Source organism: Stutzerimonas sp. FeSN7 (assembly GCF_030263795.1).
Lineage (GTDB): Bacteria > Pseudomonadota > Gammaproteobacteria > Pseudomonadales > Pseudomonadaceae > Stutzerimonas > Stutzerimonas stutzeri.
The window spans coordinates 3278834-3287708 of the sequence record NZ_JARPMN010000001.1 but is presented as its reverse complement, the minus strand read 5'-3'; the positions used below and the strand labels follow the sequence as shown (position 1 = coordinate 3287708).

The following is an 8875-nucleotide window of genomic DNA, read 5'->3' as shown; positions in this document are numbered from 1 at the left end:
AAATGAGAACTCCCTTCCTGTGGGAGTGAGTTAGGCACTTCAGCCCCCTCCTGGAACCCATTTACGGACGGGGTGCGGCTCTCCTGCTCCCGCACCCCAACCGCGCCACGCCAACCACGAACGTAAATCCGGCACCATGCCGATTCCGATTGTTTGCGGCAGGTTCCAGCCGACCACCGCAGCATTCCGCCATCCAGACGACTGCGGAATGGCGTGATGACGACCACAGGCAAACCAACGACCGACTGCCGCCGCGCGCCGGCATTGGCCCTGGTCCTAGCCGTCGCGCTGACCAATGCCTCGCCCGCGTCAGCCGGCGATGCCTCCCCAGAGCATGCACAGTTGGCGGCCCTCGCGCGCCAGCTCGACCTGATCGACCGCCTGGCCGAGCACGCCGCCAATACCGCTCCGCAGGAACGCGCCCGCCATCACTTCGACTACGCCCGACTGCGCGCAGACCTGAAGCGCGTTCGCGCCGGCCTGCAGGACTATCTCGTGCCCCAGCGCGCCCAGCCGCGCGATCCCGTCCCGCTGGCCGGCGATTACGTCCGCCGCGACCGCGCCGACGACGAGGAGCCGTCGCCATGACGCCCTCTGCCGATCAGGTCGCCGCCTTCCAGGCCAACGGCGGCTTTGCGCCTTCGGCCGTCTCTGCCGTGGTGCTCGCTTTCGTGTTCGCCGTGTTGCTGCTGTGGGGCGTGTGGGCCATGCGCACCGCCTACGTCGGCTGGGCCGAGCACCGCATCACTGAACGTCAGTTCCTCGCCGTCGTCGTGCGCTTCGTGGCGATGTACCTGGTGCTGACCTTCTTTCTCCTCTCCTGACCGTCACGAAGGGCCATACGCCATGAACACTCCAACGACATCCCATCGCATTCCGTCCCGCATCGCCGCTCCGCTGCTGCCGCTGGCGCTCGCGGGCCTGCCGCTGTCGGCCTTCGCGCAGGGCCTGCCGACCATGGAGGACCCTTCGCGCGGCCAGGGCAGCGGCATCCTGCAGACCTTGCAGAACTACGGCTACGACATCGTGCTGCTGATCGCGCTGCTGGTGGTCGCCTCGATGTTCGTCGGTGTCTGCTATCACGCCTACACCCGCTACTCGGAGATCCACACCGGCCGCGCCACCTGGGGCCAGTTCGGCCTGACGGTCGCCGTGGGCGCGATCCTGCTGGTGGTCGGCATCTGGCTGCTCACCAAGGCCACCGGCGTGCTGTGAGGGCGGCAAACGATGGCCGTCCCCTTGGAGACCCCGCGCGACACGCTGGTGACCTTCCTGCCGCACCGGCTGAACCGCCAGCCCGTGGTCGTGCGCGGGGTGACCGCCGACGAGTTGTGGATCTGCGCCGGCCTGTCGGCCGCAGCCGGGTTCGCGCTCGGCCTGCCGCTGGCCTGGCTCACGCACAGCATCGCCATGGTGCCGACGCTGATCGTCGCCGGCATCGCGCTGGGCGTCTTCGTCGGCGGTGGCTTCCTGCGCGCGCAGAAGCGGGGCCGGCCCGACACCTGGCTGTACCGGCAGCTCCAGTGGCGGCTGGCCCTCAGGCATCCGGCGCTGGCGGCGCTCCTGGGCGGCCAGCGCCTCATCACCCGCTCGGGCTACTGGACGACCCGGCGCAACGCCAATCGAGGTGCGCCATGAGCCGTTTCAGGAACGAGGTTGCGCACCTGCAGGCGCACGTGAAGACGCTGCGTCTGGGGGCCGGCGCGTTGTTCGCGGTGGCGCTGCTGCTCGGCTTCGGCTGGTGGAGTGCGCCGAAGAGTCTGACCATCCATGTGCCGCCGGACTTGCGCTCGGGCAGCACGCGCAAGTGGTGGGACGTGCCGCCCGAGAGCGTGTATGCCTTCTCGTTCTACATCTGGCAGCAGGTACAGCGTTGGCCCACGAACGGCGAAGAAGACTATCCGCGCAACCTGCGCGCGCTGTCGGCCTACCTGACGCCGAGCTGCCGGGCCTTCCTGCAACAGGACTACGAGTACCGGCGCGCCAGTGGCGAGCTGCGTCAGCGCGTGCGCGGCATCTACGAGATTCCCGGCCGCGGCTACGGCGATGATCCGGCCACGCGCGTCAAGGTGCTCTCCGACCGCGATTGGATCGTCACGCTCGACGTGAGCGCGGACGAATACTACGGCTCCGAGCAGGTCAAGCGTGCCCTGGTGCGCTACCCCATCAAGGTCGTCCGGCTGGACATCGACCCCGAGCGCAACCCCTTTGGCCTGGCGCTGGACTGCTACGCCAGCGCGCCCCAGCGCATCGAAACGCCGCCGACGCCGACCCAGGCCGGCGCGCCCGCCAACGCCTCCGGCCACCTGCAGGGAGACTCCCCATGAAGCCCGTTGCCTTGTCGGCCCTGGCCGGCGTCCTGCTGATCCTCGGTGTCGTGCCGGCCAGCCAGGCCGTGGAAATCCTGCGCTGGGAGCGGCTGCCCCTGCCGGTGCCGCTGGTGGTCGGCCAGGAGCGCGTGGTCTTCATCGACCGCAATGTGCGCGTCGGCGTACCGGCCAGCGTCGGCGACCATCTGCGCGTGCAGAGTGCGGGCGGCGCGATCTACCTGCGGGCGAGCGAGCCGATTCCGCCCACGCGGCTGCAACTGCAGGACGTGGAATCCGGCGCGCTGATCCTGCTCGACATCGCCGCCGAGCCGGCGAAGGACGGCCAGGCGCCGCTGGAGCCGGTGCGCATCGTGGAAGCGGAGGCCCCCGCGAAGCGCTACGGCGGCGGTGCAGCAAGTGGCGCGGACGAGCAGGCCGATGCGCCCGCAGACAAATCCGTTCCCCGGCGCGAAACGCCGGTATCGGTCGTGTTGACGCGCCATGCCGCACAGAACCTGTACGCGCCGCTGCGCACCGTCGAGCCGGTCGCCGGCATCGGGCGCGTGAACCTGCGCCGCGGCCTCGCGCTGGACACCTTGCTGCCGACGCTGCCGGTGCACGCGCGGGCGCTGGCCGCGTGGCGGCTGGAAGACCAGTGGGTGACGGCCGTGCGACTCACCAATACCGCCGCGCGCTGGCTCGACCTCGACCCGCGCGCCCTGCAGGGGAACTTCGTGGCGGCGACCTTCCAGCATCCGAACCTGGGGCCGGCCGGCACCCCGTCCGACACCACGGTGCTCTACCTGGTCACGCGCGGCCACGGCCTGGCCGAGTCGCTGCTGCCGGCGCTGAGCCCGATCGATGCCACCGTGAACCTGCCGCCGGCCGCCGCGGCCGGCTCGACCGGAGGAGCGCGCGATGAAAAGTAATCCGCTGCTCAAGTGGCTGCTGATCCCGATGGCGCTGCTGCTGGTGTTCGTCGGCATCAAGCTGTTCTCCGGCGCGCCCGGCGGCCAGCCCGCCTCCAAGGGCGCGGCCAGCACGCTCACGTCCGAGGAGATGAAAGCCCTGGGCATCGCAGGCGACACGCCGCGCGATACCGTTGCCACGCTGGTGGCCCAGGTGAAGCAGTTGCGCACCGAGCTACAGAGCGCGCTCGGCGACAACAAGCAGCACAAGGCCGAGAACGAGCGCCTGCGCGCGCGGGAAAGCGCGATCGACCAACGCATCCAGAGCGCGCTGGAAGGCGAACGCAGCCGCCTGGAGCAGGAGCGCAATCAGGTGGCCAGCGACAGGCAGCAGACCCAGGGGCTGCTGCAGGATCTGCAGCGGCAACTGGACGGCCTTTCCGGCAAGGGTGGCCCGTCCGACCTGTCCGTCGGGCTGGGGCTGGAAGAGGGTGACGGCCAGCGCTTCAACCGCGGCGTCGGTGGCACGCAGTGGGTCGAGCCCGACGATGCCAAGGTCGACGCCAAGAACGCCAGCAAGGAGCCGAGCTTTCCCCTGAGCTTCGGGCCGGCCCAGAAAAGCCTGTCGGCCGCAGTGGAATCCGTCGCCGACGTCGGCAGCCGCGCGGTGGGCGCATCCACGAAGGCGGTCTACACCGTGCCGTCGAACTCGACGCTCATGGGGTCGATTGCCATGACGGCGCTGATCGGGCGCGTGCCCATCGATGGAACCGTCAACGACCCGTACCCTTTCAAGGTGCTGATCGGCCCGGACAACCTCACGGCCAACGGCATCGACATCCCCGACGTGGCCGGCGCCGTGGTCAGCGGCACGGCCTCGGGCGACTGGACGCTCTCGTGCGTGCGCGGGCAAATCCGCTCGGTCACGTTCGTGTTCCAGGACGGCACCATCCGCACGGTGCCGGAGGACAGCAGCAAGGGCGGCAGCAACAGCGGCAACTCGGGGCACAACGGCGCCAGCATCCAGGGCGGCCTGGGCTGGATCAGCGACCCCTACGGCATTCCGTGCGTCAGCGGCGAGCGACGCAGCAACGCCCAGCAGTACCTGGGCAGCCAGGCGCTCATCACCGCAGCCGGCGCCGGCGCGGCCTCGCTCATCAAGTCCGACAACGGCAGCGTGGCCGTGGTCGCCAACAGCAACGGCTCGCTGGGCACCGTCGGCATCAGCGGCAACGAAGCGATGGGCCGCATCCTCGCGGGCGGCGTGCGCGACATGGCCGATTGGGTCAACAAGCTCTACGGCCAGGCCTTCGCGGCGGTCTACGTGCAGCCCGGCGCCAAGGTGGCCGTGCATCTGGAGCAGCCGCTCGACATCGACTACGACGCCAAGGGGCGTCGGGTTCACCACCGCACCGGAGAAGCCCATGCCTCGGATCTGGATTGACGCGGCCGCCGTGCTGCTGGCGGCCACCCTGCTCGGCGGCTGCGCTACCAGCAAGGAGAAGCTGCTGCCGCACGGCGACAGCACCATGCTCGACATCTGGCATCGGGAGACCGGCGGCAGCGCGGGCGGCGGCCAGGCCGCGCGGCAACTGCTCGATGCGCGCCAGGGCCTGCGCCGGCCGCTGGTCGAGGCCGATGTGCAGGCGGCGCCCGGCGTGCAGGCGCGCTACACCCGTACCGCGCAGAACGAGATCTACCGCCAGTTCCACCGCCTGCCGAACCCCGACCTGGTGATGTACGTGTTCCCGCACCTGGCGGGCACCGACCCGGTGCCGGTGCCCGGCTACAGCACGGTGTTCCCGCTCTACCAGCGCGTGCAGTACGCGATGCCGGGCGAGCGCGTGGAGGACTACTGATGGCCTGGTCGCTGTCGTGGTCACGCAAGGGCGACGCATCGCCTGCTGACGCCGTGGATGCGACCGATGATGCCTGGGCACGGCACGTGGCGGCCTTGGTGGCACAGGGTGTCGCCGAGCCGGGCAGCGCGCTCGGCCGGGGCCGGCGCAGGCCGGCCACCCAGGCCGACCACGATGCGCTCTATGGCGTCGCGCCGTCGTTCGCGGACTTGCTGCCCTGGGTCGAGTACCTGCCCGGCAGCAAGTGCATGTTGCTGGAAGATGGCCAGTCGGTGGCGGCCTTCTTCGAGCTGGCGCCGGTCGGCACCGAGGGCCGCGAGATGGCCTGGCTATGGCAGGCGCGCGATGCGCTGGAGAACGCCCTGCAGGACTCCTTCGACGAGTTGGACGACAACCCCTGGGTGGTGCAGCTCTACGCCCAGGACGAGGCCGACTGGGACAACTATCTGCGCTCCCTGGCGAACTATCTGCAGCCGCGTGCGCAGGGCAGTGCGTTCAGCGACTTCTACCTGCGCTTCTTCGCCCATCATCTGCGGGCCATCGCCAAGCCGGGTGGCCTGTTCGAGGACACCACGGTGACGCGCCTGCCGTGGCGCGGTCAGGTCCGGCGCGTGCGCATGGTGGTCTACCGCCGCACGTCCGCGGCCACGACCTCGCGGCGCGGCCAGTCGCCCGAGCAGGCGCTGACAACGATCTGCGACCGCCTCGCCGGCGGGCTGGCCAATGCCGGCGTGAAAGCCCGGCGTCTCGGCGCGGCGGACATCCACGCCTGGCTGCTGCGCTGGTTCAACCCGAATCCGACCCTGCTCGGCGCCACCGCCGAAGACCGGGAACGCTTCTACGCGCTGACTCGCTACCCGGAAGAGTGGGAGGAGGGCGAGATCGAACTCGCCAGCGGCACCGACTTCGCGCAGCGCCTGTTCTTCGGCCAACCCCGTTCGGACGTGCCCAACGGCCTGTGGTTCTTCGACGGCATGCCGCATCGGGTGATCGTGATGGATCGTCTGCGCACGCCACCCGTGACCGGCCATCTGACGGGCGAGACGCGCAAAGGCGGCGATGCCATGAACGCGCTGTTCGATCAGATGCCCGAGGACACGGTGATGTGCCTGACGCTGGTCGCCACGCCCCAGGACGTTCTGGAGGCGCACCTCAACCACCTCGCCAGGAAAGCCGTCGGCGAGACCCTGGCCTCGGAGCAGACCCGGCAGGACGTGCAGCAGGCGCGCGGCCTGATCGGCAGCGCGCACAAGCTCTACCGCGGCGCGCTGGCGTTCTACCTGCGCGGCCGCGACCTGGCCCAGCTCGATGCGCGCGGCCTGCAGCTCGTCAACGTGATGCTCAACGCCGGTCTGCAACCGGTGCGCGAAGAGGACGAGGTGGCGCCGCTGAACAGCTATCTGCGCTGGCTGCCGTGCGTGTTCGATCCGGCGGCCGACAAGCGCCAGTGGTACACCCAGCTCATGTTCGCGCAGCACGCGGCGAACCTGGCGCCGGTCTGGGGCCGCAGTCAGGGCACGGGGCATCCGGGCATCACGTTCTTCAACCGCGGCGGCGGCCCGATCACCTTCGATCCGTTGAACCGCCTCGACCGGCAGATGAACGCGCATCTGTTCCTGTTCGGCCCCACGGGTTCGGGCAAGAGCGCGACGCTCAACAACATCCTGAATCAGGTGACGGCGATCTATCGGCCGCGCCTGTTCATCGTCGAGGCGGGCAACAGCTTCGGCCTGTTCGGCGACTTCGCGGCACGGCTGGGCCTCACCGTGCATCGGGTGAAGCTGTCGCCGGGCGCGGGCGTCAGTCTGGCGCCGTTCGCCGACGCCTGGCGCCTGGTCGATACGCCGAGCCAGGTACAGACGCTGGACGCCGATGCGCTCGACGAAGACCAGACCGATGCCGGCATGGCCGTGGAAGGCGACGAGCAGCGCGACGTGCTCGGCGAGCTGGAAATCACTGCACGACTGATGATCACCGGCGGCGAGGACAAGGAAGAAGCGCGCATGACCCGCGCCGACCGCAGCCTGATCCGCCAGTGCATTCTCGATGCGGCACAGCATTGCGTGGCGGACGAACGTACGGTGCTCACACGCGATGTGCGCGACGCGCTGCGCGAGCGCGCCCGCGACGCCACGCTGCCGGAGATGCGGCGCGCACGGCTGCTGGAGATGGCCGACGCCATGGATATGTTCTGCCAGGGCGTGGACGGCGAGATGTTCGACCGGTCCGGCACGCCGTGGCCCGAGGCGGACATCACCATCGTGGACCTCGCCACCTTCGCGCGCGAGGGCTACAACGCCCAACTCTCGATTGCCTACATCTCGCTCATCAACACCGTCAACAACATCGCCGAGCGCGACCAGTTCCTGGGTCGCCCGATCATCAACGTGACGGACGAAGGCCACATCATCACGAAGAACCCACTGCTCGCGCCCTACGTGGTCAAGATCACCAAGATGTGGCGCAAGCTCGGCGCCTGGTTCTGGCTCGCCACGCAGAACCTGGACGACCTGCCGAAAGCGGCCGAGCCCATGCTCAACATGATCGAGTGGTGGATCTGCCTGTCGATGCCGCCCGATGAAGTCGAGAAGATCGCGCGTTTCCGCGAACTCAACGCTTCGCAGAAGGCGCTGATGCTCTCGGCACGCAAGGAGGCCGGCAAGTTCAGCGAGGGCGTCATCCTGTCCAAGTCGATGGAAGTGCTGTTCCGCGCCGTGCCGCCCAGCCTCTACCTGGCGATGGCGATGACCGAGCCCGAGGAGAAGGCCGAACGCTTCCAGTTGATGCAGCAGCACGGCATCAGCGAGCTGGATGCCGCCTTCCGCGTGGCCGAGAAGATCGACCGTGCGAGGGGTATCGAACCGCTGGCGCTGGACACGTTGGCCTGACGGGAGCGACACGATGCGCATGCCTTCCTTCGCCCGCCGTCATCCCCGGATCGTTCTGCTGATCGTGGCGACGATTGCGGTGGCCTCGTGGATGCTGCTGCGCGCGCCGCATCCGGCAACCGAGTCCATGTCCCTGGCCGCCGCCGGGTCCGAAGCGCCGAAACCGGCCGGCCCGCCCTGGCTGTATGGCCGTGCCGATGCGCGCTTCACGGTGGTCGGGTACGCCGACCTGGAGTGTCCGTACTGCCGGGCCTACTTCCCCGCGCTCAAGCGCTGGATCGACGCCCATCCCGAGGTGAACTGGCAGTGGCACCACCTGCCGCTGTCCATGCACGAGCCGGCCGCGACTGCCGGGGCTCGCCTGGCCGAGTGCGCGGGCGAGACCGGCGGACATGCCACGTTCTGGCAAGTCGTGGCGTGGTTCTACGCGCACACCCGTGGCGACGGCCAGGGCCTGCCGGAGGGCCTGCGCTATCCCGACCTCACGCCAGCCATGCAGGGTTGTCTCGACAGCGATCGCGCCGATGCCATCATCCGTGCCCAGGCGGCGGAAGCAGCACAGCAGGGCATCGCGGCCACGCCGGCTCTGCAACTGCGCGACCGCGAGTCCGGCAAGACCCTCCTGCTGCACGGCCCCGTCGAAGGCGATGCCTTGCTGTCGGCCATCGACCAGCTTGCCGCCGGCAGCACGACTGCAGCCGAACCCGCCCATTCCCCAGACATGCCCGCCGGCGTCGCCGGTGACATGCCCAGGTAGCCATCGATCTTCAAGGCTGCGGCGCGGCTCGTCCGCGTTGATCGAAACCCGTTCGCATCGCATCCCTTGACGCGAACAGCCACCGCATCCGCGGTGGTGGATGCCCGCTCGTCACCTGTTCCATCCCCATCGTCCCCCGGAGGGTTTGCCCTCC

The 8875-nt window shown here is 69.3% G+C and carries 10 protein-coding genes; all 10 read left to right on the top strand.

Features of this window, described 5'->3' with window-relative positions:
- Positions 1–216 precede the first annotated feature (216 nt).
- The 10 genes from P5703_RS15600 to P5703_RS15555 are packed head-to-tail and all read left to right on the top strand — an operon-like array spanning position 217 to position 8721.
- Positions 217–588, top strand: coding sequence for an integrative conjugative element protein, RAQPRD family (locus P5703_RS15600; protein WP_280059639.1), 372 nt, complete (start codon positions 217–219; stop codon positions 586–588).
- Positions 585–824, top strand: a complete 240-nt coding sequence (locus tag P5703_RS15595; RefSeq protein WP_003140997.1) for a TIGR03758 family integrating conjugative element protein — start codon at positions 585–587, stop codon at positions 822–824. The genes P5703_RS15600 and P5703_RS15595 overlap by 4 nt, the downstream gene beginning before the upstream one ends.
- 22 nt (positions 825–846) lie before the next feature.
- Complete coding sequence (locus tag P5703_RS15590; RefSeq protein WP_003294215.1) at positions 847–1215, top strand: TIGR03745 family integrating conjugative element membrane protein; 369 nt, start codon at positions 847–849, stop codon at positions 1213–1215.
- Positions 1216–1227: 12 nt separating this feature from the next.
- Entirely contained in the window at positions 1228–1638 is a 411-nt protein-coding gene (locus tag P5703_RS15585) for a TIGR03750 family conjugal transfer protein (RefSeq protein ID WP_280059638.1), read from the top strand.
- On the top strand, positions 1635–2327 hold the full coding sequence (locus P5703_RS15580) for a PFL_4703 family integrating conjugative element protein (protein WP_280059637.1): 693 nt from the start codon (positions 1635–1637) through the stop codon (positions 2325–2327). Before P5703_RS15585 ends, P5703_RS15580 begins: the two co-directional genes overlap by 4 nt.
- Positions 2324–3238 (top strand): TIGR03749 family integrating conjugative element protein, encoded by a 915-nt coding sequence (locus P5703_RS15575; protein WP_280059636.1) that lies wholly within the window; start codon positions 2324–2326, stop codon positions 3236–3238. Before P5703_RS15580 ends, P5703_RS15575 begins: the two co-directional genes overlap by 4 nt.
- Positions 3228–4661, top strand: coding sequence for a TIGR03752 family integrating conjugative element protein (locus P5703_RS15570; protein ID WP_280059635.1), 1434 nt, complete (start codon positions 3228–3230; stop codon positions 4659–4661). Before P5703_RS15575 ends, P5703_RS15570 begins: the two co-directional genes overlap by 11 nt.
- Positions 4642–5076 (top strand): TIGR03751 family conjugal transfer lipoprotein, encoded by a 435-nt coding sequence (locus P5703_RS15565; RefSeq protein ID WP_004254902.1) that lies wholly within the window; start codon positions 4642–4644, stop codon positions 5074–5076. The genes P5703_RS15570 and P5703_RS15565 overlap by 20 nt, the downstream gene beginning before the upstream one ends.
- Positions 5076–7964, top strand: coding sequence for a conjugative transfer ATPase (locus P5703_RS15560; RefSeq protein ID WP_280059634.1), 2889 nt, complete (start codon positions 5076–5078; stop codon positions 7962–7964). Before P5703_RS15565 ends, P5703_RS15560 begins: the two co-directional genes overlap by 1 nt.
- Positions 7965–7977: 13 nt before the next feature.
- Positions 7978–8721, top strand: coding sequence for a DsbA family protein (locus tag P5703_RS15555; protein WP_124075401.1), 744 nt, complete (start codon positions 7978–7980; stop codon positions 8719–8721).
- The last annotated feature ends 154 nt before the right edge of the window (positions 8722–8875 follow it).